21 protein-coding genes and 1 riboswitch are annotated in these 25,009 nt (G+C 72.1%); of the genes, 8 read left to right on the forward strand and 13 right to left on the reverse strand.

The window, feature by feature from the left end; translation table 11 throughout:
* Window position 1: 1 nt before the first annotated feature.
* Together PSD17_RS01175 and PSD17_RS01180 are read right to left on the reverse strand one after the other, a co-directional pair.
* Window positions 2-1,435 (reverse strand): glutamine synthetase family protein, encoded by a 1,434-nt coding sequence (locus tag PSD17_RS01175; RefSeq protein WP_339121004.1) that lies wholly within the window; start codon window positions 1,433-1,435, stop codon window positions 2-4.
* Between the two features lie 50 nt (window positions 1,436-1,485).
* Complete coding sequence (locus tag PSD17_RS01180) at window positions 1,486-1,962, reverse strand: DUF1097 domain-containing protein (protein WP_339121005.1); 477 nt, start codon at window positions 1,960-1,962, stop codon at window positions 1,486-1,488.
* Window positions 1,963-2,332: 370 nt separating this feature from the next.
* Between PSD17_RS01180 and PSD17_RS01185 the strand changes: the two genes are divergently transcribed.
* On the forward strand, window positions 2,333-3,034 hold the full coding sequence (locus PSD17_RS01185) for a FadR/GntR family transcriptional regulator (RefSeq protein WP_339121006.1): 702 nt from the start codon (window positions 2,333-2,335) through the stop codon (window positions 3,032-3,034).
* A 20-nt stretch (window positions 3,035-3,054) separates the two neighbouring features.
* On the opposite strand, the gene PSD17_RS01190 is transcribed toward PSD17_RS01185, so the two are convergent.
* The 6 genes from PSD17_RS01190 to PSD17_RS01215 form a co-directional block, all read right to left on the reverse strand.
* Window positions 3,055-4,437 (reverse strand): L-serine ammonia-lyase, encoded by a 1,383-nt coding sequence (locus tag PSD17_RS01190; RefSeq protein ID WP_339121007.1) that lies wholly within the window; start codon window positions 4,435-4,437, stop codon window positions 3,055-3,057.
* A 6-nt stretch (window positions 4,438-4,443) separates the two neighbouring features.
* Complete coding sequence (gene glyA / locus PSD17_RS01195; RefSeq protein ID WP_339121008.1) at window positions 4,444-5,736, reverse strand: serine hydroxymethyltransferase; 1,293 nt, start codon at window positions 5,734-5,736, stop codon at window positions 4,444-4,446.
* A gap of 5 nt (window positions 5,737-5,741) precedes the next feature.
* Window positions 5,742-6,140 carry a glycine cleavage system protein GcvH gene (gcvH, locus tag PSD17_RS01200; protein ID WP_339121009.1) on the reverse strand — a complete coding sequence of 133 codons (399 nt, stop codon included), beginning with the start codon at window positions 6,138-6,140 and terminating at the stop codon, window positions 5,742-5,744.
* Between the two features lie 33 nt (window positions 6,141-6,173).
* Window positions 6,174-7,286, reverse strand: coding sequence for a glycine cleavage system aminomethyltransferase GcvT (gene gcvT, locus PSD17_RS01205; protein WP_339121010.1), 1,113 nt, complete (start codon window positions 7,284-7,286; stop codon window positions 6,174-6,176).
* Window positions 7,283-10,126, reverse strand: coding sequence for an aminomethyl-transferring glycine dehydrogenase (gene gcvP, locus PSD17_RS01210; RefSeq protein ID WP_339121011.1), 2,844 nt, complete (start codon window positions 10,124-10,126; stop codon window positions 7,283-7,285). The genes gcvT and gcvP overlap by 4 nt, the downstream gene beginning before the upstream one ends.
* Window positions 10,127-10,277: 151 nt before the next feature.
* Window positions 10,278-10,366, reverse strand: a riboswitch (glycine riboswitch).
* Window positions 10,367-10,920: 554 nt separating this feature from the next.
* Window positions 10,921-12,771 carry an ABC transporter ATP-binding protein gene (locus tag PSD17_RS01215; protein ID WP_013674681.1) on the reverse strand — a complete coding sequence of 617 codons (1,851 nt, stop codon included), beginning with the start codon at window positions 12,769-12,771 and terminating at the stop codon, window positions 10,921-10,923.
* Window positions 12,772-13,000: 229 nt separating this feature from the next.
* Between PSD17_RS01215 and PSD17_RS01220 the strand changes: the two genes are divergently transcribed.
* Genes PSD17_RS01220 through PSD17_RS01230 form a run of 3 tightly spaced genes read left to right on the forward strand, consistent with a single transcriptional unit; the run spans window position 13,001 to window position 15,341 of the window.
* Window positions 13,001-13,621 (forward strand): carboxymuconolactone decarboxylase family protein, encoded by a 621-nt coding sequence (locus PSD17_RS01220; RefSeq protein ID WP_339121012.1) that lies wholly within the window; start codon window positions 13,001-13,003, stop codon window positions 13,619-13,621.
* Entirely contained in the window at window positions 13,618-14,418 is an 801-nt protein-coding gene (locus tag PSD17_RS01225) for an SDR family NAD(P)-dependent oxidoreductase (RefSeq protein WP_103380621.1), read from the forward strand. The genes PSD17_RS01220 and PSD17_RS01225 overlap by 4 nt, the downstream gene beginning before the upstream one ends.
* A complete protein-coding gene (locus PSD17_RS01230; protein WP_339121013.1) occupies window positions 14,415-15,341 on the forward strand; it encodes a 3-keto-5-aminohexanoate cleavage protein in 927 nt (308 codons plus the stop codon). The genes PSD17_RS01225 and PSD17_RS01230 overlap by 4 nt, the downstream gene beginning before the upstream one ends.
* A gap of 116 nt (window positions 15,342-15,457) precedes the next feature.
* On the opposite strand, the gene PSD17_RS01235 is transcribed toward PSD17_RS01230, so the two are convergent.
* From PSD17_RS01235 to PSD17_RS01250, 4 genes are read right to left on the reverse strand one after another with little or no spacing between them, the layout of a single operon-like run.
* Window positions 15,458-16,528 carry a cytochrome P450 gene (locus PSD17_RS01235; protein WP_339121014.1) on the reverse strand — a complete coding sequence of 357 codons (1,071 nt, stop codon included), beginning with the start codon at window positions 16,526-16,528 and terminating at the stop codon, window positions 15,458-15,460.
* A complete protein-coding gene (locus PSD17_RS01240; RefSeq protein ID WP_013674686.1) occupies window positions 16,525-18,882 on the reverse strand; it encodes a xanthine dehydrogenase family protein molybdopterin-binding subunit in 2,358 nt (785 codons plus the stop codon). Before PSD17_RS01240 ends, PSD17_RS01235 begins: the two co-directional genes overlap by 4 nt.
* Window positions 18,882-19,391, reverse strand: a complete 510-nt coding sequence (locus tag PSD17_RS01245) for a (2Fe-2S)-binding protein (protein ID WP_013674687.1) — start codon at window positions 19,389-19,391, stop codon at window positions 18,882-18,884. The genes PSD17_RS01240 and PSD17_RS01245 overlap by 1 nt, the downstream gene beginning before the upstream one ends.
* Window positions 19,388-20,263 (reverse strand): FAD binding domain-containing protein, encoded by an 876-nt coding sequence (locus PSD17_RS01250; protein WP_339121015.1) that lies wholly within the window; start codon window positions 20,261-20,263, stop codon window positions 19,388-19,390. The genes PSD17_RS01245 and PSD17_RS01250 overlap by 4 nt, the downstream gene beginning before the upstream one ends.
* 190 nt (window positions 20,264-20,453) lie before the next feature.
* Between PSD17_RS01250 and PSD17_RS01255 the strand changes: the two genes are divergently transcribed.
* Window positions 20,454-21,302, forward strand: a complete 849-nt coding sequence (locus PSD17_RS01255; RefSeq protein ID WP_158703387.1) for a hypothetical protein — start codon at window positions 20,454-20,456, stop codon at window positions 21,300-21,302.
* Window positions 21,299-21,958 carry an EthD domain-containing protein gene (locus tag PSD17_RS01260; RefSeq protein WP_339121016.1) on the forward strand — a complete coding sequence of 220 codons (660 nt, stop codon included), beginning with the start codon at window positions 21,299-21,301 and terminating at the stop codon, window positions 21,956-21,958. The genes PSD17_RS01255 and PSD17_RS01260 overlap by 4 nt, the downstream gene beginning before the upstream one ends.
* On the opposite strand, the gene PSD17_RS01265 is transcribed toward PSD17_RS01260, so the two are convergent.
* Entirely contained in the window at window positions 21,937-22,482 is a 546-nt protein-coding gene (locus PSD17_RS01265; protein WP_339121017.1) for a nuclear transport factor 2 family protein, read from the reverse strand. The two genes, PSD17_RS01260 and PSD17_RS01265, sit on opposite strands and share 22 nt — an antisense overlap.
* A 52-nt stretch (window positions 22,483-22,534) precedes the next feature.
* Between PSD17_RS01265 and PSD17_RS01270 the strand changes: the two genes are divergently transcribed.
* Window positions 22,535-23,311 carry an enoyl-CoA hydratase/isomerase family protein gene (locus PSD17_RS01270; protein WP_049803388.1) on the forward strand — a complete coding sequence of 259 codons (777 nt, stop codon included), beginning with the start codon at window positions 22,535-22,537 and terminating at the stop codon, window positions 23,309-23,311.
* A complete protein-coding gene (locus PSD17_RS01275) occupies window positions 23,308-24,939 on the forward strand; it encodes an AMP-binding protein (RefSeq protein ID WP_339121018.1) in 1,632 nt (543 codons plus the stop codon). Before PSD17_RS01270 ends, PSD17_RS01275 begins: the two co-directional genes overlap by 4 nt.
* Window positions 24,940-25,009 lie beyond the last annotated feature (70 nt).

Here is a 25,009-nt window from a genome sequence, read left to right on the forward strand (position 1 = left end):
GTCAGTAGACCTCGAAGTACTCGCGCTGCTCCCAGTCGGTCACCGCGGCGTTGAAGCGCTTGACCTCGCTGCCCTTGACCGTCGACAGGTACTCGACGAACGGGTCCCCGAGCTCGGCGCGGAGCAGGCTGCTGGAGGTGAAGAGCTGCACGGCCTCCTCGAGCGAGCCCGGGAGACGCTCGGCCTCGGTCAGATACGGCTCGTCGGCCGAGGGGCCGGGGTCGAGCTTGTTGCGCAGGCCGTCGCGACCCGAGATGACCTGCGACGCGAGGTACAGGTAGGGGTTGGCCGCGGGCTCGCCGACGCGGTTCTCGAGGTGGGTGTTCTCGTCGCCGCGGCCGCCGGCGACACGGACGAGCGCGCCGCGGTTCTCCTCGGCCCATGCGATGCGGTCCGGGGCGAAGGAGTCGGGCAGGTAGCGCTTGTAGCCGTTGACGGTCGGGGTGCTGAGCAGCGAGCACGAGCGGGCGTGCTCGAGCAGGCCTCCCATCCAATGCCGCCCGGTGTCGGAGAGGACCTCGTCGGCACCGCCCGCGAAGGTGTTCTCGACGTCGGCGCTGCTCAACGACTGGTGCAGGTGCCAGCCGCTGGAGAAGGCGTTCGGCAGGGCGGGCCGGGACATGAACGTCGCGTGGTAGCCGTTGCGACGGCAGAGCTGCTTGATGGCGCTGCGCAGCAGGATCGCGGAGTCGGCGGCTCGCAGGCCCTCCATCACGTCGAACGTGAACTCGGTCTGACCGGGGCCCCACTCGTCTTCGATGGTGGCGAGCGGCAGGCCGAGGGCCACGACGTTGTCGCGCAGGATGTCGAGGATCCCGGTGATCTCGTCGCCGCGGTTCTCGGTGAGGTACTGGAAGCCGTGCGAGACGGCGGTGACCCGCGGCGGATCGGGCGGGTAGCCGCTGGACTCGAACGACAGGCACGGGTCCTCGAGCTTGGTGATGTAGAACTCGAGCTCGATGCCGGCGACGAAGCCGTACCCCTCATCCGAGAGCTGGGACAGCTGCGACTGCAGGATGCCGCGGGTGTCGAAGGGGACGACCTCGCCGGAGCGGTAGTGCAGGTTGCAGAGCACCCAGCCGGTCCGGTCCAGCCACGGCAGGACGCGGAACGTCGACGGGTCGGGCACGAGGACGCCGTCGGGCAGGCCCGTCATGCGCGGGTCGCCGAAGCCGTCGGCCGCGAAGGGCGGCACGGCGGGGTTGTTGGTGGTGTCGAAGATCAGGGTCGCGGTCTGGAAGTCCTTGCCGTTGCGCAGCACGGACTGGAAGTGACCGGCCTCGAGCGTCTTGCCGCGCAGGATGCCGTGCTGGTCGCCCCAGGCCACGCGGACCTGGCGCAGGCCCTGCTCGGTGACCTGGGCCGCGATACGGTCGGCCTGTTCCTGCTGCTCAGCGGTCCACAAGCCGTGGCGCTGGATGAAGGTGGAACCCATCGACTACTCCTTACAGGTCGGGTGGTCAGACCAATTCGGGAAGGAAGAAATCAGGCCTGCGCCGACGACGCGGATGGCGCCGGCTCCTTCTTGGTGATCGCAGCGGCCGACCACTCGGAAACATAGCCGAGGGCGACGCCGACCACGATGCAGATCGCGGTCGTCCAGACGTTGAGCTCGTTGCCGAACAGGCACGCAGCACCGATGAAGGCGCCAGGGATGAACGACAGGTGCACCCAGTTGGCCTGGACGCACATCAGGAAGGCGATCACGGCGACCGCGACGGGCAGCGCACCCGTCCACCCGGCGAGCAGGCCGGCGCCGAGGACGGCGAGCCAGCCCCACACCACGCCGACCAGCCCGGACAGGCCCATCTTCACCACGCCGGCGGCCTTGCCGCCGGCCGCGAAGAAGCCGGCCCAGGCGATCACGGCCACCCACGGCGGGAGGCCGACCATTCCGCTCACCCAGATCCAAAGGCCGGCGAGCACACCCACCGTGAGACCGGTGGCCGTCAATGCGCGCACGTCACATCTCCTCGCTGTCGTCGTGCAGGGGAGGGAGAAAATCCACCATCGCATCGCTTGGCAGGGTCATCAGGTGGTCAGACCAGTTTGGCGTCGGTGGGACGATGTGTCAACCGTCTAATCGTCGGTATCGTGCCCGTGACATCCCGTTCACACGGGCCCTGACCAGCCCCGATGGCTCGACGTCCCGGAACCGTCCGCGCCTGCTGCTCCGCGCCCACGGGCGTCGTCGCGTCGTAGGCGCGGGACGGGGACGCACCGTCGTCCGCGTATGCTCAGACCAGCAGACCACCGCGTTCGAGGCGGTCGGATCGCCGTCGTGGGGGTTGTCATGAGTGAGGACCGACGGGGTATCTCGCCCATCCGACCCGTGGACCGCAGGCCGCTGTACGAGCAGGTCAGCGACCGTCTCCGCGAGTTCATCGACATCAACCAGCTCCAGCCCGGCGACCGGCTGATGACCGAGCGGGACCTCGCGCGCCAGCTCTCGGTCGGGCGCTCCTCGATCCGCGAGGCGATCACCGCGCTGCGCGCCCGCGGCGAGGTCGAGGTGCGCCACGGCGACGGCATCTACCTCGTCCGCAGGCCCGAGGACCTGATCTCGTCACTGGCCGCCGAGCTCGTCGAGACCCACCTCGACCACCCCGCGATCTGGGAGACGCGCCAGGCCCTGGAGACGCAGTGCGCTCGGCTCGCCGCGCACCGGGCGACGGCCGAGGACCTCGCCGAGCTCGGTACGGCGCTCGACGACATGGCACGGGAGGTCGACGCCGGCGAGCCGGGCCTGGTCGGCGACCGGCGGTTCCACCTCGGCATCGCGACGGCGTCACACAACCCGATCCTGATCCGGCTGCTCGAAAGCATGCGCCAGGCCCTCGATCGGACGTCGGCGACGTCGCTGACGCGCAGCGGTCAGCCGGCCACCTCGCTCGCGGACCACCGGCGCATCTATGACGCGATCCGCGCAGGCGACGCCCCGGGCGCCGCCGACGCGATGCTCGACCACCTGGTGAGCACGACCGACTCGCTCGTCATGGAGGGCCAGGTCAAGGAGATCAGCCCCGGCCGCTGACCGCGCCACGGCCGGGTCCTTCAGCACTCGACGACGTTCACCGGGATGGTGAGCGCCAGCCCGCCGCGCGAGGTCTCCTTGTACTTGTCGCTCATGTCTCGGCCCGTCTCGCGCATCGTCGTGATGACCTGGTCGAGCGAGACGCGGTGTCGGCCGTCGCCACGCAGCGCCATCCGGGCGGCGTTGACCGCCTTACCTGCGGAGATGGCGTTGCGCTCGATGCAGGGGATCTGGACGAGCCCGCCGATCGGGTCGCACGTCAGTCCGAGGCTGTGCTCCATGGCGATCTCGGCGGCGTTCTCCACCTGGGCGGGCGTGCCGCCGAGCACCTCCGCGAGCCCGGCCGCCGCCATCGACGCCGCCGACCCGACCTCGCCCTGACACCCCACCTCCGCACCGGATATCGACGCGCGTTCCTTGTAGAGCGAGCCGATGGCGCCGGCCGTGAGCAGGAAGCACACGGCCGTCTCATCAGGGTCGCTCAGACCCAGTGGGGTGTAGTGCGTCGCGTAGTGCAGCACCGCTGGGACGATCCCCGCGGCGCCGTTCGTCGGCGCCGTGACGATGCGCCCACCGGCCGCGTTCTCCTCGTTCACCGCCATCGCGACGAGGTTGACCCAGTCGAGGGCGTAGGCGGGCTCGCGCTGCGGGTCCTCGATGCGCAGCCGCTCGTACCAGCTGCGGGCGCGCCGCTCCACGGACAAGCCGCCGGGCAGCTCACCGTCCTGCGTGATGCCCCGGCCCACGCACTCCCACATGACGTCGCGGATCTCGAGGAGGCCCTTCCGCACGTCAGCCTCGGATCGCGACCGGCACTCGAAGGCGAGCATGACGTCGCTGATGGAGGAGCCCGAGTCGGCGCAGCGTTCGAGCAGCTCCTGCGCCGTCCGGAACGGGCTTCCGGGCCCGTCGTCGACGGTGGCCGCGTCGACCTCGCCATTCTCGACGACGAAACCGCCGCCGACCGAGAAGTAGGTCTTCTCGCGCAGGGTCGTGCCTGCACCGTTGCGGACCGTGAGGGTCAGACCGTTGGGGTGTTCGGGCAGAACGGTGTGGGGCCGCAGCACGATGTCGTCGATCCGCTGCGGCACCTCGCGGACGCCGCCGAGCCGGACGCGCCCGCAGTCGGCGATCTCCGCGGCTCGGGTCCGGACCCGGTCACCGCTGATCCGCTCGGGATGGCGTCCCTCCAAGCCCAGCAGCACCGCCGGGAGCGTGCCGTGCCCGGCGCCGGTCGCGGCAAGCGAGCCGTAGAGCACCACCTCGAGCTCCGCGACCTCGTCGAGCACACCGTCCGCGCACAGCTCCTCGGCGAACCGGGCGCCGGCCCGCATCGGACCGACCGTGTGCGAGCTCGACGGACCGATGCCGATCGAGAACAGCTCGAAGACGCTCACCGTCACCGCTGCTCACCCCAGTCCTGGGTAGAGCGGGTGGGCACGGGCGAGCGACCGGACCTGGTCGCGCAACCCGCTGATCGCCTCGTCGTGGACGGGGAGGTCGGCGGGCAGCAGCAGGGCGCGGGCGATCACGTCGGCGACTGCTGTGAACGCCTCGGTGCCGAACCTGCGGGTGGCGAGCGCGGCTGTCCCGATCCGCAAGCCGGACGTCACCATCGGCGGGCGGGTGTCGAACGGCACCGCGTTGCGGTTCACGGTGATCTCGACTGCCGCGAGCCGGTCCTCGGCCTGGCGGCCGTCCATGCCCTCGGCACCCAGGTCGACCAGCACGAGATGGACGTCGGTGCCGCCGCTGACGACGCCGATACCTGCCTCGGCGACGTCGGGGCGGGTGAGCCGCTCGGCCAGGATGCGCGCGCCCTCGAGTGTGCGCCGCTGGCGGTCGGCGAACTCCGCGGTGGCAGCCATCTTGAACGCGGCCGCCTTGGCGGCGATGACGTGTTCGAGCGGCCCGCCCTGCTGTCCGGGGAACACCGCCGAGTTGATCCTCTTGGCGATCGCGGGGTCGTTGGTGAGGATGAGGCCACCGCGCGGTCCGCCGAGGGTCTTGTGTGTTGTCGACGTCGTGACGTGCGCGTGCGGCACCGGTGAGGGGTGGAGTCCGGTGGCGACGAGCCCGGCGAAGTGCGCCATGTCGACCATGAGGTAGGCGCCGGCCTCGTCGGCGATCTCGCGGAACCGGGCGAAGTCCAGGTGCCGCGGGTAGGCAGACCAGCCCGCGATGATCAGCTGGGGTCGGTGCTCCTCGGCCAGCCGCGCGACCTCGTCCAGGTCGATCCGGAAGTCGTACGGGGAGACCTCGTAAGCGGCGGCGTCGTAGAGCAGGCCGGAGAAGTTGATCCGCATGCCGTGGGTCAAGTGCCCGCCGTGGGCCAGCGAAAGCCCGAGGATGGTGTCGCCCGGCTTGATCAGGGCCTGCATGGCTGCCGCGTTGGCCTGCGCGCCGGAGTGCGGCTGCACGTTGGCGAACCCGGCGCCGAACAGGGTCTTGACGCGGTCCAGCGCGAGCGTCTCGATCTCGTCGACGAACTCGCAGCCGCCGTAGTACCGGCGACCCGGGTACCCCTCGGCGTACTTGTTGGTCAGGACCGACCCTTGGGCCTGCATCACCGCGAGCGGGGCGTGGTTCTCCGATGCGATCATTTCCAGCCCGTCCTGCTGGCGGGAGAGCTCGCGGCCGATCAGCGCGGCAACCTCGGGGTCGAACTCCGCGAGGGGCTGGTCGAGGACGGTCTCGGACACGTCGGTCACCCCTCGTTCCGGGCGCGGTATGCGGCCGCATCGAGGACCTCGCCCAGCGACGCGACCTCGACGGTGAACAGCCAGCCCTCGCCGTAGGGGTCCTCGCCCACGAGCGCGGGGTTGTCGGCGAGCGCCTCGTTGACCGAGACGACCGTGCCGTCGGCCGGGCTGACCAGCTCGGAGACGGACTTGGTCGACTCGATCTCGCCACAGGCCTCGCCCGCGGTCAGCTCGGTGCCGACGGCCGGCAGGTCGACGAACACGATCTCGCCGAGCGCCTCGGTGGCGATGGCAGACAGGCCGACCCGGACCTCGCCGGACGCGGTGGCGCCCGGCTCGACGGCGATCCACTCGTGGTCGGAGGTGTAGCTGAGGTTCGCGGGGACGAGATCGGGAGAAGTCATCGGGGGGTCCTCTCGGGACTGATGTCGGACGGTTCAGGCGCGCTGGTAGAAGGGCAGAGACGAGACGGTGTAGGGCTGGCTGCGGCCGCGGACGTCGACGCGTAGCTCGGTGCCCACCTCCGACAGCCCGCGGTCGATGTAGGCCAGCGCGATCGGCACGCCCAGCGTGGGGGACAGGACACCGGAGGTGACGACGCCGACGGGCGCGTCGTCCGCGCCGAGCACCGTCGCCCCCGCCCGGCCCGCGCGGCGGCCAGTGCCGGTGAGGCCGGCGAGGACCCGGGCGGGCTCGTCCTCGGCCAGAGCGGCGAGCGTGTCGCGACCGACGAACTCCTTGTCGAGGGCGACGACGCGGCGCAGCCCGGCGGCGAACGGGTTGGTCCCGGCGGTGAGCTCGTGGCCGTAGAGGGCCATCCCGGCCTCCAGCCGCAGGGTGTCGCGGCAGGCGAGGCCTGCGGGGTGCAGTGCGTGCTGTCCCCCCGCGGCGAGCAGGGTGTTCCACAGGGCCGGCGCGTGTTCGTCGGCGACGTAGAGCTCGAAACCGTCCTCACCGGTGTACCCGGTGCGGGCGAGCAGGACGTCGATGCCGGCGATCGTCGCGGGCTCCGACGCGTAGTAGCGCAGGCTCTCGAGGATCGACGCGACGCCGGGCTCGGCGCTGCGCAGCACGTCGGGCGAGCGCGGGCCCTGCACGGCGATCAGCGCGGTCTCGGCCGAGTGGTCGGTGACGTCGACGTCGAAACCCTTGGCGCGCGAGATCAGCTCGGCGGCGTCCTGCGCGGCGTTGGACGCGTTGACGACGACGAGGAAGCGGTCGTCGGCGAGGCGGTAGACGACGAGGTCGTCGAGCACGCCGCCGTCGGGCGCGCAGAGCAGCGAGTACTTGGCGCGGCCGACCGTCACCGCCGACAGCTTCCCGGCGAGCGCGTGGTCGAGCGCCTCGGCGGCCTGCGGGCCGACGAACTCCACCTCACCCATGTGGGACAGGTCGAACAGGCCGGCCGAGTTGCGGACGGCGTGGTGCTCGGCGAGGTCGCTGTCGTAGCGGACCGGCATCCGCCAACCGGCGAAGTCGGTGAACGTCGCTCCCAGGCGCTCGTGCTCGGCGTCCAGCGGGGTGCGGACGAGGTCGTCGTTCGCGGTCATGACGTCTCCAGGGCAGGCGCGGCGAAGGCCTCGGGCAAGGGGCAGGAGCAGACCAGGTTGCGGTCGCCCTTGGCGCCGTCGATGCGGCCGATCGGCGGCCAGTACTTCGCGCGGCGCAGCTCGGGAACCGGGAACACCGCTTGCTCACGGGTGTACGGACGGGTCCAGTTCTCGACGAGGACCACGTCGGCGGTGTGCGGCGCGTTGCGCAGCGGGCTGTCCTCGAGCGGCCAGGTGCCGTCGCCGACCTCGTCGATCTCGCCCTTGATGGCGATCATCGCGTCGATGAAGCGGTCGATCTCGGCCAGCGACTCCGACTCCGTCGGCTCGATCATCAGCGCGCCCGCGACGGGGAACGACAGCGTCGGCGCGTGGAAGCCGTAGTCGATGAGGCGCTTGGCGACGTCCTCGGCGGTGACGCCGGTCTGCTTGGTGATCGCGCGCAGGTCGAGGATGCACTCGTGCGCGACCAGCCCGCCCGGGCCGGTGTAGAGCACGGGGTAGTGCTCGTCGAGGCGCCGCGCCAGGTAGTTGGCCGACAGGACGGCCGACGCGGTCGCCTTCGTGAGGCCGTCCGGGCCCATCATCGCGATGTAGGCGTAGGTGATCGGCAGGATGCCGGCCGAGCCGTACGCGGCCGCGGAGACGGCGCCGCGCTTCGGGTCGAGCGGGTCACCGGGCAGGAACGGCGCGAGGTGCGAGCGCACCGCGACCGGGCCGACGCCGGGGCCGCCACCACCGTGCGGGATGCAGAACGTCTTGTGGAGGTTCAGGTGCGAGACGTCGCCGCCGAACTCGCCCGGCTTGGCCAGCCCGACGAGCGCGTTGAGGTTGGCGCCGTCGATGTAGACCTGGCCGCCGGCCTGGTGGACCAGCTCGCAGACGGTGCGGACCTCGGTCTCGTAGACGCCGTGCGTCGACGGGTAGGTCAGCATGATCGCGGCGACGCGGCCGCTGTTGGCCCCGAGCTTGGCGCGCAGGTCGTCGAGCTCGATGCTGCCGTCGGGCGCGGTGGCCACGACGACGACGCTCATCCCCGCGAGGACGGCCGACGCGGCGTTGGTGCCGTGTGCCGACGACGGGATGACGCAGACGGTGCGCTGGTCGTCGCCACGGCTGCGGTGGTAGTCGCGGATGGCGAGCAGACCGGCGAGCTCACCCTGCGAGCCGGCGTTGGGCTGCAGCGACACCTTGGCGTAGCCGGTGATCTCGGCGAGCCAGTTCTCGAGCGTGTCGGTCAGCTCGGCGTAGCCGCGGGTCTGGTCGGCCGGGGCGAACGGGTGCAGCGAGGCGAAGCCGGGCTTGCTGATCGGCTCCATCTCAGCGGTCGCGTTCAGCTTCATGGTGCAGGAGCCGAGCGGGATCATCGTGCGGTCGAGCGCGAGGTCGCGGTCGGACAGCAGCCGCAGGTAGCGCAGCATCGAGGTCTCGGAGCGGTGCGCCGAGAAGACCGGGTGCGACAGGTACGGGCTGGTGCGCTTCTCCGAGGCGGGCAGCGCGGCCGCCGCGTCCGCGACGGCCGAGGCGCCGAACGCGGCGAGCACGCGGGCGACGATCGCGTCGGTGGTGACCTCGTCGCAGGCGACCGCGACGTGGTCGGAGTCGGTGTGGCGCAGGTTGATCCCGTCGGCGGCGGCGGCCTCGACGACCGCGAGCGCGCGGCCGGGGACCTTCGCGGTGACGGTGTCGAAGAACTCGCCGTGTACGACCTCGACGCCCGCGGCGCGCAGACCGGCGGCGACCGCGGCGGCGTGCGCGTGGACGCGCTCGGCGATCTCCCGCAGGCCCTCGGGGCCGTGGTAGACGGCGTACATCGACGCGACGTTGGCCAGCAGCGCCTGTACGGTGCAGATGTTGCTCGTCGCCTTCTCGCGACGGATGTGCTGCTCACGGGTCTGCAGCGCCAGGCGGTAGCCGGGGCGGCCCGCGGCGTCCTGCGAGACACCGACGAGGCGGCCGGGCAGCATCCGCTCGAGTCCACTGCGGACGGACATGTAGCCGGCGTGCGGGCCGCCGAAGAACAGCGGGACGCCGAAGCGCTGGGTCGAACCCACCGCGATGTCCGCACCGAGCTCGCCGGGCGGGGTGAGCAGGGTCAGCGACAGCAGATCGGCGGAGACGGTGACGAGCGCGCCCTTGTCCTTGGCCGCCGCGATGATCGGGCGCAGGTCACGGACGACGCCGGAGGCGCCGGGGGCCTGCAGGACGATTCCGAACACGTCGCCCTCGGCCAGCGAGGCGAGCGCCTCGGGGCTGGAGAGGTCGACGACGTCGACCGGGATGCCGACCGGCTCGGTCCGGGTGTGCAGGACCGACAGCGTCTGCGGCAGGGTCTCGGAGTCGACGACGATCCGCGCGCCGGCCGGGGCGGCCTTGTTCGCGCGGTTCATCAGCAGCACGGCCTCGACGACGGCGGTGGCCTCGTCGAGCAGCGACGCGCCGGCGACCGGGAGGGCGGTGAGGTCCTCGACCATGGTCTGGAAGTTGATCAGCGCCTCGAGGCGGCCCTGGGAGATCTCCGGCTGGTACGGCGTGTAGGCCGTGTACCAGGCGGGCGACTCCAACATGTTGCGGCGCAACACCGGCGGGGTGACCGTGTCGCTGTGGCCCAGGCCGATCATCTGCACCATGGTGCGGTTGCGCCCGGCGATGCCGTCAAGGGCCGCGAGGGCGTCCTGCTCGCTCAGCGCAGCCGGCAGCTTCAGCGACTGGGACGCGCGGATGCCCTGCGGCACGGCGGCGTCGACGAGCGAATCCAGGTCGGCGTGACCGACCACCTCGAGCATCTTCTGCTCGGCGTCGGGGTCGGGACCGATGTGACGGTCGGCGAAGATCGACATACGCTCACTCCGAGGTCGGGGGGACAGATGGCACCTGTCGTGCACCGTCTCCCCGCTCTGTCTTCGGACCTGAGAGATTTCGTGGGGGTGACCCCACTTGCCCCGTCGGTGGTCCACCCGGAATTCCGGGAGGAACGCTTTCCAGAGTTGCCTCGTCACAGCGGTACGGCAGCCTGAGAGATTCCCGGGGAGGATTGCTCCTACGGCTCTGGAACGGACCAGATCTCCCGCTGTGATTCGAGCAGCGTATGCAGTTGTGTGGCGCACACTATACGCACACTCGGCGGAAGCCCGGCAAGAGCGTGCCTCCGGAGCGGGCACTCGAACGCCGGTCCAGGCAGGTCAGCCCTGTGCACAGGGACCCGAACGGGCGGCGTCGGGCTCAGCTCCGACATCATGCGTGACCGTCGGCCACCACCGCTGCGTCCTACCCGCGCGGCGCGTCGGGCATCCGGTGAATTGTCCCGATGAATTGTCGTGGACATGTTTCTACCGATCACCCAGAATGGTCGGAAATTGCACCCGCAACGCATGTGTCACCCGCAGCGGGTTATCGCGCTGCCCGTGGGTATTCGCCCGCGGCCGTCCCCGCCTTCCTGGCCCTTCCGCGACGCCCCCTCTCGGCTGCCGCCCCGTGCCCGACGGTCAGATGATCGCCATGCCGACCGACACCGCGGCGACAGCCGGGGCAGACAGGGCAACGACACCCGGCCCGGCGACACCCCTGTCCGGCGACGTCCGGTCCGACGACACCGGCCCGGGGAGCGCGCCGCGCCGCCCGGGCCGGGACCGCCTCATTCGGACAGGAAGCCGCCGGACTGCCGCTCCCACAGCCGCGCGTAGCCGCCGCCGCGCGCGAGGAGCTCGGCGTGCGTGCCCTCCTCGACGACACGGCCCTGGTCGAGCACGATCAGCCGGTCCATGCCTGCGACGGTGCTCAGCCGGTGTGCGACCGCGATCGCGGTCCGGCCCTCCATCAGCCGCCACAGCGCCTGCTGGATCAAGGCCTCGCTCTCCGAGTCCAGCGCACTCGTCGCCTCGTCGAGCAGCAGGATCGGCGCGTCGCGCAGGATCGCCCGCGCGATCGCGACCCGCTGCCGCTGCCCGCCGGAGAGCTTCACGCCGCGCTCGCCGACGAGCGTGTCGAACCCGTCGGGGAGTCCCTCGACGAACTCCAGCACGTGCGCCGCGCGGGCCGCGTCGTGGATCTCCCGGTCGGTCGCGTCCGGGCGGCCGAACGCGATGTTCTCCCGCAGCGTGCGGTGGAACATCACCGGGTCCTGGGGCACCGACGCGATCAGTCCGCGCAGGTCGGCCTGCGACAGCCGCGTGACGTCCTGCCCGCCGACCAGGATCCGGCCGCCCTGCACGTCCATCAGCCGCAGCAGCAGCCGCGCGATCGTCGTCTTGCCGCCGCCGGAACGGCCGACGAGCCCCACCCGCTCCCCGGGTGCGACCACCAGGTCGAGCCCGTCGAACAGCGGCGCGTCCTGGCCGGCGTGGGTGAACCGGACGCGGTCGAAGGTCACGCCCGCGGGCCCGCCCGCGACCGGTTCCGGATCGGGGTCGTCGACCACCGTCGGATCGTCGAGCAGCAGCTCGGCGAACTGGGCGGCCTCGGTCAGCGACCGTTCGAGGTGCCGGTAGGTCTGGTTGAACTCGAACAGGATCCGGGTGGTCTGGGTGAAGTACGCGACCGTCACGACGACCGCGCCGACTCCAGGACCGCCCTCGCGCAGCGCCACCAGCAGCGCCAGCACCAGGCCGGCGACGTTGGTGAGCACCGACATCGGCGCGACCAGGGTGTCGATCCGCAGGTTGTTGTAGTCCCAGGCGCGCAGCGTCAGCCGCTTGTGCTCGGCCACCCGCCGCCGGTGCTCGGCGGCCTCGCGCAGCTCGGAGGCGTAGGCGCGCACCGCGTCCATGTTGGTCAGGGTGTCGGCGACGTGCCCGGACAGCCGCGTCCACGACACCTCGCGGGCGTCGACGAGCGCCTGCCGGCGCCGGATCAGCGGCACGACGACGACCGCGGTCACGACGATCATGCCCACCAGCACCACGACCAGCCACGGGTCGTAGCGCCAGAGCACCACCGACGCGAACGTCAGCGGCAGCAGCTGCGCCACGATCTGGAAGGCCAGGGTGTCGACGAAGTCCTCGTACTGCGACGCGAAGCTCAGCACGCGCTTGGTCAGCGACCCGGAGAAGTTCTCGTGGAAGAACGCCGCGTCCCTGGCCAGCAGCGCGTCCATGCCGTCGACGTAGAGGTGCTCGATGCCCCCGGCGTCGGCCCGGTTGAGGCAGTGGACACCGACGCGCCAGAACGCCTGGCCGACGAGCAGCGACGCGAAGAAGCCGAGCACCAGCGGCAGCACGGTCGCCGTGGTGAAGGCCTCGCCCGCGGCGAGCTTGTCGACCAGGGCCGCGACGGCCAGCGGCGGGAGGTAGGACAGTGCGATGTTGCCCATCGCCGGCAGCAGGAGCGCGGAGCCGGTGAGCAACTTGTGGCGAGCGAGCTCGCGTCCATAGATTCGGGTGGCCAGGCGCAGCGCAGCCGCACGGCGCGACCGGACCTCCGGCCCGGCGGGGATGCCGGTCGGTGGTGCGGGCGCTGCCGCGGGGCGTGCTTCGGCCGGAGCGGACACAGGTCTCCTCACAGACGGTGGACGGGGGGAACCGGAAATCCTCCGCTTCCGGCGCGGCCGGGTCCACCGAGTTTCACGACGACGTCGCGGCCGGGTGCCGGACGGCGCCGAACGGACCGCGACGTCGGCGCCCGGCACGGTGTACACGACGAACGGTGGAGTCTAGGGTCATCGTTATCAGTCATTCAGTCGACGAGGACTGAAGCGAGACGCGACGAGGAGGCACCGCGTGGCTCGGATCCGGATGTTGTCCGCCGAGGAGTTCCCCGAGGACCTGCGCGACCTGGCGGAGTCGCGGACCCCGCTCGAGCTGGGCAACCTGCGGTTCTACGCACACCGCCCCGAGCTGGCCCGCGCCTACGCCACCTACATGGCCGAGCTGCGCCGGCCCGGCCTGCTGTCGCGGCGGCTGGTCGAGCTGCTGCGGCTGCGGGTGGCGTTCCACAACCAGTGCCGCAGCTGCATGGCCGTGCGCTATGCCGACGGCGCGGCCGAGGGCGTCGACGAGAACCTGGTCTGCCAGCTGGCGAGCCCCGACGACCCGACCGCCGCGCCCGACCTCACCGACGCCGAACGCGCCGCGCTGCGCTTCGCCGACCTCCTGGCGACCAACCACCTCGCCATCGACGACGCCGCGATCGCCGACCTGCGCGCGTACTTCTCCGAGGCGGAGGTCGTCGAGATCGGGATGAACGTCGCCGCGTTCGTCGGCTACGGCCGGCTGTCGATGGCCCTGCACATGGTCGACGAGCTGCCGGAACGGTTCCGGTCGGCATCGGGAGCGGTGGTCACACCGTGGAGCACCGACGGCGAGGACGACGCCGTCCTCATCGGGGGAGCAAAGGCATGAGCGCAGCGCAGATCGACCTCACCGGCCGCGTCGTCGTCGTGACCGGGGCGGGTCAGGGACTGGGGGAGTCCACGGCACACGTCTGTGCCGGGCTGGGCGCGTCGGTCGTCGTCCTCGACGTCGACGGGGCCGCGGCGAAGCGCGTCGCCGGCGAGATCGGGGACGCGGCGCTGGCCGTCGAGGCCGACGTCGCCGACGAGGACCAGATGGCCGCGGCCGCCGCCGCGACCGTCGCGCGCTTCGGGACGGTGCACGGGCTGGTCGCCAACGCGGGCGTCATCAGCTGGACGCCGATCGAGGACCTCGACGTCGCCGAGTGGGACCGGGTCATGGCCGTCAACGCGCGCGGGCTCTTCCTGGGCGCCAAGCACTTCGGCCCGCCGATGCTCGCGCAGCGCGCCGGCAGCGTCGTGACGATCAGCTCGGTCGCGGGGACCGTGCCCGAGGCCCGGGCGGGCGCGTACGCGCCGAGCAAGGCCGCCGCGATCATGTTCGCCCGCCAGCTCGCCGTCGAGTGGGGCCCGCGCGGGGTGCGCAGCAACTGCGTGAGCCCCGGGATCATGCGCACGCCGATGTCGGAGAAGTTCAACTCCGACCCCGACGCCCTGCGTCGCCGGCTGGAGATGATCGCGAGCCGGCGCATCGGGGACCCGTCCGAGGTGGCCGCCGTGATCGCGTTCCTGCTCTCGGACGCGTCGAGCTTCGTCAACGCCCAGAACCTCGAGGTCGACGGCGGGATGATGCAGATGCTCATCGACGTCCTGCCGCGGCCGGGTGTGCCGGAGACGAAGTCGTGACCGCGACGATGACCGACAGCCCGCTGTTCATCGAGGTCCGCTGCAACGAGTCGACGATGCGCGGGGCCAACCCGCACCTGCCGTACTCGACCGAGGAGATCGTCCGCGAGGCCGTCCGCGCCCACGACGCGGGAGCGGCGATCATCCACTGGCACGGCCGCGACCCTGACACGGGCGGCCCGGACAACAGCGTCGAGACCTACCGGGCGGCCAGCGAGGGCATCCGCGGCGCGACCGACCTGATCACCAAGCCGACGCTGGGCTACATCAGCCAGACCGGCGTGGAGGACCGGGTCAAGCACCTCCGCGCCCTGGCCGACGACCCGTGGCTGCGCTTCGACGCCGCCGCCGTCGACTTCGGGTCGCTCAACATCGACACCTGGGACGGGCAGCGGTTCACCCCCGGCGACGGGGTGTACGTCAACAGCCGCAACGACATCGAGGCCGTGCTGCGGATCCTCGACGACATCGACACCTACCTGACGACGGTCGTCTGGGACATCGGCCAGATCCGCACGGCGAAGTGCTTCCGGGAGATGGGGCTCGCCCAGGCACCGACGTTCTGGGAGCTCGTGTTCACCGGCGACTCCCGGCCGTCGGGCGCGGGGACGAACCTGCTGGCGCTGCAGGCGATGGTCGCGGAGCTGCCGCCGGGGGAGCCGTGGCAGCTGATGTGTTACGGCGGCGACGTGCTCCCGCTCGCCGCAGCGGCGATCGTGCTGGGCGGGCACGTCGCGATCGGGCTGGGGGACCACGACTACGCCCGCTTCGGCACCCCGCACAACGGTGAGCTGGTGGCGAAGGTGGTGGCGCTGGCGGAGACGATCGGTCGGCCGGTCGCGACCCCGGCGCAGGCCCGTGAGCTCCTGGGGATGCGCCCGCTGCCCGCACGCCCCGGAGCCGCGGCCCTGTCGCACCCCTGAAGCACTGCCGCACCCGTGAGTGGTGATGGTCGCCATGGCGACCATCACCACTCACGGGCCCGCGGGCACGTTCCCGGCGGCGCACCAGGCGCTGCCCGGGTGCGGGGACTGCCGGCTCACGCTCCGCGGTTCTCCGACGAAGCCAGCAGCACCGGGTAGCTGTCGTGGCGGCGCTGGGCCGTCGGGGCGAAGACGGGCGGGCGGTCCGGGTCGGGCCGCACGCCCAGCTCCCGCAGCCGCGCCAGGATCCGCAGGTGCACGCCCGGGGTCACGGCCGTGCCCGTCACGACGGCCCGGCCCAGGCACAGGTGCGGCCCGCTGCCGAACGTCAGCCCCCACGGCCGGGCGCGCTCCGCCACCGCGCGGCCGGGCCGGAACTCCTCGGCGTCGGCCCCGAAGACCGCAGGGTCGCGGTTGGCGGCGTGCAGGTCGACGGCGACGTGCTCGCCCGCGCGGACGAGCCTGCCGTCGCGCAGGGTCACGTCAGTGAGCGCACGGCGCAGGAGCGCGACCGTCGGCGGGTAGAGCCGCAGGGTCTCGGCGAGTGCGGCGGGGAGCACGTCGTCGGGCACCGGCCGGCGCGACAGCTCGTCGACCACGTGGACCAGCAGCGCCGCGTTGTTCAGGGTGGACGCCGCGAGGAACAGCACTACCTCGCGGACGGCCGCCTCGTCGTCCCACTCGTCGGGACGGCCGGCCATCAGCGTGGCGAGAGTGCCGGCGGCGCCGGGCAGCGCCGGGAACTGCGTGACGAGCGCGTCGCGCGCCGCCAGCCCCTCGGCGAGCACGACCGCGTGGTCGCGTGTCGACCACTCGACCGTCACCGCCTCCAGCAGCGGACCGAGCAGCGCGAGCAGCCGGGGCGTGCGCGCGCCCAGGTCACCCAGCCCGATCATCGATGCCGCGAGCTGCAGGAACACCGACCGCCCCAGCGGGACGAGGTCGTCGCCCTGCGCGCGGATGCACTCGTCGAGGGTCCTGGCGACGACGTCGTCGTAGCCCGCCAGCGCCGTCCGCGACATCAAGGGGGCCAGCAGCCGGCGTCGACGCAGGTGGGCGGGGCCGTCCATGACCAGGACGGTCCCGCCCACGAGCGGCGCGCTCTCGTGCTTGGACTCCTGCGCGAACCGGCGCGACGTCAGGATCTCGTCGGCCTCGGCGTAGGAGGTGATGCGCGCGAGTGTCACTCCTTCTCGATCACACCCAGCAGCTCGAGCATCCGGGTCGGGGTCACCGGCGTCTCGGTCACCCGCTCGCGGCCGACCTGCGCGAGCGCGTCGTCGATCGCGTTGAGCAGCGCGGCCGGGGCGAGCACCGTGCCGCCCTCGCCGACACCGCGCGAGCCGACGACCTTGTCGGACTCGAACTCCAGGTGCTCGATCTCGATCTCGGGCAGCTCCGGGGCCGAGGGCATCAGGTAGTCCATGAACGTCGCGGCGAGGTACTGCCCGTCGTCGGCGTACGCGGAGTGCTCCAGCAGCATGCCGCCGACGCCCATCGCGATCCCGCCGATGACCTGGCCCTCCACGACGGCCGGGTTGATCATCTTGCCGCAGTCCTCGACGACGAGGAAGCGCTTGATCTCGATCTTCCCGGTCTGCTGGTCCACCTCGATCCAGCACGCGTGGCTGGCCTGGGAGAACCCGCCGCCCTCGCCGTCGTAGTTGGCGACGAACTCCATCTCGGTGTTGGTGCCCGGGGGCATCTGCTCCGGCGCGAGCCAGCAGCCCATGGCGATCTGGGCGATCGGCACCGACGCGCCCGGGGCGCCCTTGACCGAGACGACGCCGTCGGCGATGTCCAGGTCGTCCACGCTGGCCTCCAGGATGTGCGAGGCGATCTCCAGCAGCCGCTTGCGCAGCTCGCGCGAGCCGTAGACGACCGCGCCGCTGGCCATCGTCGCGGCCCGGCTGCCGCCCGTGCCGAGCATGGAGAACGGCGTGGCGTCGGTGTCGCCGTAGACGATGCGGATGTCGTCGAAGCCGACGCCGAGCTCGTCGGCGATCAGCTGCGACAGCGTGGTCTCGTGGCTCTGCCCGTGCGGGGTCTGCGGGGTGAACGCGGTGACCTTGCCGTCGATCTCGATCCGGATGCGGCACGGCTCCGAGCCGAACGGGAAGCCGACGGCCGCCCAGAACTCCTGCGTGCCCGGCGCCGGCTCGATGAACGTCCCGACGCCGAAGCCGAGGAGCCGGCCCTCGGCACGGGCGGCCTCCTGCTCGCGGCGCACCGCGTCCAGGTCGACCATCTCCACCAGCTTCTGGAACGTCTCGGCCGCGGTGACGTTCTCCAGCGTCACGTTGGTGATCATCTTCGTGGGCTGGTCGTCGAGCGTGATCAGGTTGCGGTTGCGCACCTCGACGGGCGAGATCCCGCAGGTGTGCGCGATCTTGTCCATCAGCCGCTCGCGCACCAGCGTCTCGACCGCCCACGGCCCGCGCAGCGAGATGTAGGACGCCTTGTTGGTCGCGACGATGTGGTGCCGGAACTGGTAGGCGGGCAGCTTGTAGGGGCCCGGCAGGGTCGTGCGGACGAGCCCCGCGTAGACGGTCGCGGGCGGGTTGATCGGGTAGGCGCCCGCGTCGAGCTTCATGGTGACGCGCAGGCCGAGCAGGGTGCCGTCGGCCTTCACCGCGGCCTCGAGCGTCAGCTGCTCCTCGCGTGCGGCGCCTGCCGCGACGAGGTGCTCGTTGCGGTCCTCCACCCACTTGACGGTGCCGCCGATGGCCTTGGCCGCCGCACAGACGGCGACGTCCTCGCGGTACGCGGAGAACTTCAGCCCGAACCCGCCGCCGATGTTGTTCGCGGTGACCCGGAACTGGTGGATGGGGTGGCGGATCCAGCCGGCGAGCAGGAACCGCAGCGTGTGCGTGGTCTGGGTGGAGGCCTCGTAGGTGAGCTGGCCGCTGCCCGTCTCGTAGGTGGCGACGCCGCCCCGGGTCTCCATCGGGTTGCACGCCCAGCGGTGCTGGTCCAGGGACTGGGTGACGACGTGGTCGGCCTGGGCGAACGCGGCCTCGATGTCGCCGAAGAGCTGCTCGTCGGTGTGCACGACGTTGCCGGGCACGTCGTCGAACAGCTGTGTGGCACCCTCGGCGAGCCCGGCGGCGGTGCTCATGACCGGCTCGAGCAGGTCGTACTCGATCTCGATCAGCGCTGCCGCGTCCTCGGCGATGTAGCGGCTCTCGGCGACGACCAGCGCCACCGGCTCGCCGACGAACCGCACGACGTCGCGGGCGATCGCGGGGTAGGAGGGGCTGTTCAGGCCCGGGATGGGCTGGGCGAAGCTCAGGTCCTCGGTGATCGCGCTCATGTCGGCGCCGGTGAAGACCCGCACCACGCCCTCGACCTCGCGGGCCGCAGACACGTCGATCGACGTGATCCGCCCGTGCGCGACGGTGCTGCGCAGGAAGTGGCAGTGCAGCATGCCGCGTTCCTGCACGTCGTCGATGTAGCGACCGGTGCCGGTCAGGATCGTGCGGTCCTCCTTGCGGTGGACCCGCGCCCCGACGAGCCCGGAGATCGCGCTGCCGCCGGCCATCAGGCGTCCTTCCCCGTGTCGGAACCGGCGCCGGCGAGTGCGGCCTCGGCGCCGTCGACGATAGACTGGTAGCCGGTGCACCGGCAGATGTTGCCCGACAGCTCCTCGCGGATCGCGGCGCGCGAGCACGGCACGGACCGGCCGGCCTTCTTCTCCTCGCACATCCCGTAGATCGACATGACGAAACCGGGGGTGCAGAAGCCGCACTGGAACGAGTGGTTGTCGCGCAGGGCCTGCTGCACGGGGTGCAGCTCCCCGTCGGGGCCGGCGAGACCCTCGACGGTGGTGATCTCGCGGCCGTCGGCCTGGACGGCGAGCTGCGTGCACGAGCGCTCGGTGTGCCCGTCGACGACGACGGTGCACGCCCCGCACACCCCGTGCTCGCAGCCCAGGTGCGTCGCGGTCAGGCCGAGGTCCTCGCGCAGGAAGTCGGCGAGCGTACGCCGGACCTCGACGGTGACGGTGCGCTTGCGGCCGTTGACGGTGACGGTGATCTCTCGGGTTTTCATCGGGCCTCCCGGGCGCGCGCCGCCGCGGCGGCGACGGCCTTGCGGATCAGCACGCCCGCGACGTGCTTGCGGTACGCGGCGGACCCGTGCAGGTCCGACGAGGGGGACAGGTCGGCGACGGCGGCGTCGGCCGCCTCGTCGAGGATCGAGTCGTCGACGGTCCGGCCGGCCAGCGCGGCCTCGGCCTTGGTCGCCCGCACGGGTGCGAGGTCGACCCCCGAGATCGCGATCCGCGCCTCGGCGACGGTGTCGCCGTCGAGCCGGACCTGGGCGGCGACGCCGGCCATCGCGAAGTCGCCGTGCCGGCGGGCGACCTCCTCGTAGGCGGCGCCGGTGGCCGGCCCGACCGAGCGGACCCGCACCGCGGTGAGGATCTCGTCCTCGGCGAGCGCGGTGGTGAAGAACCCGGTGAAGAAGTCCGCCGCGGGGATCGTCCGCTCGCCGCCCGGACCGCGCGCGACGAGCTCGGCGTCCAGGCACGCGGCGACGGTCGGCAGCTCGGCCGCGGGGTCGGCGTGGGCGATGCTGCCGCCCACCGTCCCGCGGTTGCGGATCGCCGTGTGCCCGATCAGCGGGATCGCCTCGTGCAGCAGCGGGCACGCGGTGCGCACGACGTCGGACAGCTCGGCCTCGCGCTGCCGCACGAGCGCGCCGACGGTCAGGTATCCGGCCTCCTCGGTGATGCCGGTCAGCTCGTCGAGACCGTTGATGTCGACGATGCGGCCGGGCTGGGAGAGCCGCAGGTTGAGCAACGGGACGAGGCTCTGTCCGCCCGCCAGCACCTTGACGTCGCCGTCGTCGGGCGCGGACAGGGCCTGGATGGCCTCCTCCAGCGTCGCGGGTGACACATAGTCGAAGACGGGGGGCTTCATCGGCGCCCTCACCTCTCTGTGAGATCGACCGCTCTGAGGGGATATTGTTATCAGAGATTGGTGACGGTGGACAGCACCGGGTCCCGATTCCGACGATGCGGACCGAGCCGAGGAGGCGGTCCGCACCTGCGGGGTGTGGCGTGCCCGGCCGTCACCGGCAGGCCGTTCGTGCGAGGGGACGTGGTCGACAGTGGACGAGGTGCAGGACCTGCAGACGGTCGTCGCGGGCGACGAGTCGGGGCGGGTGGTCGCGATCGACTCCGCCTACCACGTCGACGAGCGCAACACCGGACGCGACGTCGTCGTCTCCGCCTCGTACTCCGGCGTGCTGCCGGCCCGGTTCGTGGCCGACCGCCGCCCGCGCGCCGCGATCGGGCTCGACTGCGCGATCGGCCCCGAGGGCGCCGGGATCGCGGGCCTGTGGTTCTACGAGGCCCTCGGCATCCCCGCCGCGACCGCCGACGTCCGCGACGTCCTGCTCGGCGACGGCGTCGACGTGCACCGCAACGGGGTGATCAGCCGCGTGAACGCCGTCGCGGCCGCGTGCGGCGTCGTCCCCGGGATGACGGTCGCCGACGCGGCCGCGCTGCTCCTGCGTGCCGAGCCGGTCACCCGCGCGCCCGACGAGATCACCAACCGGACCGTGATGGAGTCCGGTCCCGACGGGCGGGCCGTCGTCTGCACCGACTCGATCGCCTTCGGCACCCCGGCCGACCGCGACACGAACGTGCTGGTCACCGCCGGACACACGGGCCGGTCGAGCGTGCCATACCTGCGCGAGTTCCGGCCGTGGGGGTTCATCTGTTCCGACGGCGGCCGGGGCCGCGACGACTCCGGCATCGCCGGTCTCGCGATCGTCGAGGGCGACGGGCTCGCCGGCGCCACCGTCGACGCCCGCAGCGCGATGATGGGCGACGGGCTCTCCAGCTACCGCGACGGCGTCATCAGCGCCCGCAACGCCCTCGCCGCGGCGTGCGGCGTGGAGATCGGGATGCCCGCGCGCGAGGCCGCGCACCGGCTGCTGCACCGCGCGCCGTGATCACCCGGTTCGGGCTCGCGCCCCGCAAGGCGGGCTGCACCGTCGCGCGGTTCCAGCAGCACTGGCGCGACCGGCACGGCCCCGTCATCGGCGCCCTGCCCGGCCTGCGGCGGTACTGGCAGAACCACGCGGTCGCCGGGTCCCCGCTGCCGTGGCCGGGTTTCGATGCCTGCTCGGAGATGGACGCCGACGACGTCGCCGCGTTCGACGCGGTCTTCGCCCACCCGCACTACCTCGACGCCGGACGCGCCGACGAGCGCCGGTTCGTCGACCGTTCGCGCGGCGGGGCCGTGCTGACCGAGCGGGTGTCCGGGGCTGCGCCCGCGGCCGTCACCGGTGTGCGGGTGCTGACGTTGTTGCGCACGGCGCCGGGCGTCGGGCCCGGCGAGCTCGCCGCGGTCCTGCGCCTGCCGGGCCGCGGTGGTCACGCGACCGCGGTCGAGGCGTTCGTCCGGCTTCCCGAGCTGCCCGGGGTGGTCGACGGCGTCGAGGCGCTGTGGTTCCCCGACAGCGCCGCCGCGCTCGCCCACCTGGGCTCGGCCGCGGCGGAGGCCGACCGGCGGACTCTCGCCGGGATCGTCGTCGCCACCGAGCGCGTCCTCGCGGCGGTGCACGTGGTGGCGCTCGACGGCGGTCAGGCGCGGGCGCGCTCGTAGGCCTGCCAGGTGGGCAGCGACTCCGGGATGTCGGCCGTGGCCGGCTCCGTCCCCGGCCAGCGCCGGCGCAGGGTCCCGGCCAGCACGTCGGGCAGCTCGGCCAGGGGCGCGGCGTAGAGCTGCAGCGCCCGGCGGGACACGAACCGCCAGCACCCGTCCTCGCGGCGGTAGACGTCGAGATAGCGCAGCGCGACGACGAACGGCGTCGGCAGGATCGCGAGCTCGGCGTGGGCGGACACGACGCCCGTCGCGTCGTCGGGTCCGGTGAACTCGATCGTGTGGCTGTGCGGGTAGTGGTAGGTCATGCCGTAGCGGTCGAGCTGGCGCCGGTAGTAGTCCATCACCGCGTCCCGGCCGGTCATCGGGCCGTCGGTGGAGTCGAAGACGGCGTCGGCGGTGTAGAGCGCGGCGAGCCCGTCGACGTCGCGGTCGTCGAGCAGCCGGCCGTAGCGGGCGACGAGCTCGCCCAGCTCGGCGCGGTCCTCCAGACGCCGGATGCGTGCCTCGAGGTCCTCGTCGCGCATTGCTGCCCCGCTTTCGTTGTCCGGTCGAATCCAGGGTGATAGTAATCATTGTATGGCGGAGGATTCCGAGGATGTGACGGTCGAGCGGCGCGGCGACGTGGCGTGGGTCCGGCTCAACAGGCCGGACCGGATGAACGCCTACGACGCGGCGATGGGCCGGGCGCTCACCGACGCGGTGCGTGGCGCGGCCGACGCGGGGGTGATCGTGCTGACCGGGACCGGTCGCGCCTTCTGTGCGGGCGGCTACCTGGCCAACCTCGCCGATCCCGATCCCGAGGAGCTGCGGGGCATGTTCTTCGCCTCGCTCGAATTGTTCGACGTCATCCGCACCTCGCCGCGGCCGGTGATCGCCGCCGTCAACGGCGCCGCGGCGGGCGGCGGCAACGAGCTCGTCGTGGCCTGCGACCTCGCGATCGCCGCGCGCAGCGCCAAGCTCGGCCAGACCGGTCCGCGCGTCGGCAGCGCGCCGGTGCTGGGCGGGACGAACCTGCTCGCGATCTCGGTGGGGGAGAAGCGGGCCAAGGAGATCTCGATGATGTGCCGGCGCTACACCGCCGAGCAGGCCCTGCAGCTGGGGTGGCTCAACGCCGTCGTCGACGACGACGACCTGGAGGCGGAGGTGACCCGCTGGGCCGACGAGCTGCTCGCCCTCTCGCCGCGCTACCTGGAGATCGCGAAGATCAGCTCGAACGTGTGGTGGAACGCCTGTCGTGACAGCTACGTCTCCGGGCTCGGGATGCTGGTGCAGGCCATCGGGTCCGACGACATGCGCGAGGGCGCGGCCGCCTTCATGGAGAAGCGGGCGCCGCGGTTCCGGGACCCGCGATGAGGACCTACCGCGACCTGCGCCCGACCTTCCCCGACCGCGCGACCTGGACGCTGCCCGCGGTGCTGCGCCACCGGGCCGCGACCCACGCCGATGCCGTCTTCCTCGACGTCCCGTTCCAGGGCACGCAGCTGACCTACGCCGAGACGCTCGACGCGGCCGAACGCGTCGGCGGGGCGCTGCTCGCGGAGGGCTGCACGCAGGGCGACCGGGTCCTGATCATGGGGGCCAACAGCGTCGAGTACCTGCTCGCGTGGCTCGGTGCCTCGGTGGCCGGGCTCGTCGAGGTCCCGATCAACACCGCGTACCGCGGCACGTTCCTGGAACACCAGGTGCGCACCGTGGCGCCGCGCGCGGCGGTGGTCGACCCCGAGTTCGTCGACCACTTCCTGACGCTCGACGCCGCTCGCGCCATCAAGACCTTCTACGTCACCGGAGCCGCCGACGCGGCGATCGCGGCACTGCGCGCCGCCGGCTGGGAGGCACACCCCTTCGCGGCCCTCACCGGTGCCGACCGCCCGGGGTCGCTTCCCGACGTCGCCGCCTCCGACCTGGCGGCGATCCTGTTCACCAGCGGCACGACCGGCCTGTCCAAGGGCGTGATGATGCCGCACGCCCACTTCCACTTCTTCGCCGACGAGTGCGTCTCGCTCTGCCGGCTCACCGACGCCGACGCCCACATGGCCGTCGGCCCGCTCTTCCACGGCAACGCGCAGTTCCTCGCGTGCTATCCGGCGATGATCGTCGGCGCCCGGTTCGTGCTGCAGCAGCGCTTCAGCGCCTCACGCTGGGTCGACCAGCTGCGCGAGTCCGGCGTGACCGTCACGAACTTCATCGGCGTGATGATGGACTGGGTGTACAAGCAGCCCCGCCGTCCCGACGACGCCGACAACCCGCTGCGCTGCCTCTACGCCGTCCCGCTCGCCACGTCGATCGCCGCGGACTTCAAGGCGCGCTTCGGGATCGAGGCGTTCGTCGAGAACTTCGGGCTCACCGAGATCGCGATGCCGATCCTCACCCCCTACGGCGAGGAGCGCCCGCCGGGCGCGGCCGGCCTGCTCGTCGACGAGTACTTCGACGTGCGGCTGGTCGACCCGGAGACCGACGAGGAGGTGCCCGTCGGGGAGGTCGGCGAGCTGGTCGTGCGTGCCCACCTGCCGTTCACGATGACGACGGGCTACTACGGCATGCCCGAGCGCACCGTCGAGGCCCAGCGCAACCTGTGGTTCCACACCGGCGACGGGCTGCGCCGCGACGCCGAGGGCTGGTACTACTTCGTCGACCGGCTCAAGGACGCGTTGCGCCGGCGCGGGGAGAACATCAGCTCCTTCGAGGTCGAGCAGCCGGTCCTCGCCCACCCGGGCGTCCTGGACTGCGCGGTCGTCGGCGTCCCGGCCGACGCCGAGGCGGGTGAGGACGAGCTGCTGCTCGTCGTCGTCCCGGAGGCGGGCGTGCCGCTGACCGCGGCGGACATCTGGGAGTGGTGCGAACCGCGGCTGCCCGCCTTCGCCGTCCCGCGCTACGTCCGCATCGCCGACGCCCTGCCGATGACCCCGTCGGGCAAGGTCCGCAAGCTGGAGCTGCGCGAGACGGGTGTCGACGCCGCGACCGCCGACCGCGAGTCCCCGTGAGCGGCGATGGTCGCCATGGCGACCATCGCCGCTCACCGGGTTCCGGCGCGCGGCGGCCTCCCTATCGGGA

Origin of the sequence: Pseudonocardia sp. D17 (assembly GCF_036984265.1) — a bacterium.
In the GTDB taxonomy this organism is placed as follows: Bacteria; Actinomycetota; Actinomycetes; order Mycobacteriales; family Pseudonocardiaceae; genus Pseudonocardia; species Pseudonocardia benzenivorans.

Excerpts from the sequence above, each read along its gene's own strand:
- PSD17_RS01175 (WP_339121004.1), bottom strand. The coding sequence starts at position 1,435 with ATGGGTTCCACCTTCATCCAGCGCCACGGCTTGTGGACCGCTGAGCAG.
- gcvH (WP_339121009.1), bottom strand. The coding sequence starts at position 6,140 with ATGACTTCTCCCGATCTCGTCCCCGCGAACCTCAGCTACACCTCCGAC.
- gcvT (WP_339121010.1), bottom strand. The coding sequence starts at position 7,286 with ATGACCGCGAACGACGACCTCGTCCGCACCCCGCTGGACGCCGAGCAC.
- gcvP (WP_339121011.1), bottom strand. The coding sequence starts at position 10,126 with ATGTCGATCTTCGCCGACCGTCACATCGGTCCCGACCCCGACGCCGAG.
- PSD17_RS01225 (WP_103380621.1), top strand. The coding sequence starts at position 13,618 with ATGAGCGCAGCGCAGATCGACCTCACCGGCCGCGTCGTCGTCGTGACC.
- PSD17_RS01240 (WP_013674686.1), bottom strand. The coding sequence starts at position 18,882 with ATGGCCGGCGGCAGCGCGATCTCCGGGCTCGTCGGGGCGCGGGTCCAC.
- PSD17_RS01245 (WP_013674687.1), bottom strand. The coding sequence starts at position 19,391 with ATGAAAACCCGAGAGATCACCGTCACCGTCAACGGCCGCAAGCGCACC.
- PSD17_RS01250 (WP_339121015.1), bottom strand. The coding sequence starts at position 20,263 with ATGAAGCCCCCCGTCTTCGACTATGTGTCACCCGCGACGCTGGAGGAG.
- PSD17_RS01265 (WP_339121017.1), bottom strand. The coding sequence starts at position 22,482 with ATGCGCGACGAGGACCTCGAGGCACGCATCCGGCGTCTGGAGGACCGC.
- PSD17_RS01270 (WP_049803388.1), top strand. The coding sequence starts at position 22,535 with ATGGCGGAGGATTCCGAGGATGTGACGGTCGAGCGGCGCGGCGACGTG.
- PSD17_RS01275 (WP_339121018.1), top strand. The coding sequence starts at position 23,308 with ATGAGGACCTACCGCGACCTGCGCCCGACCTTCCCCGACCGCGCGACC.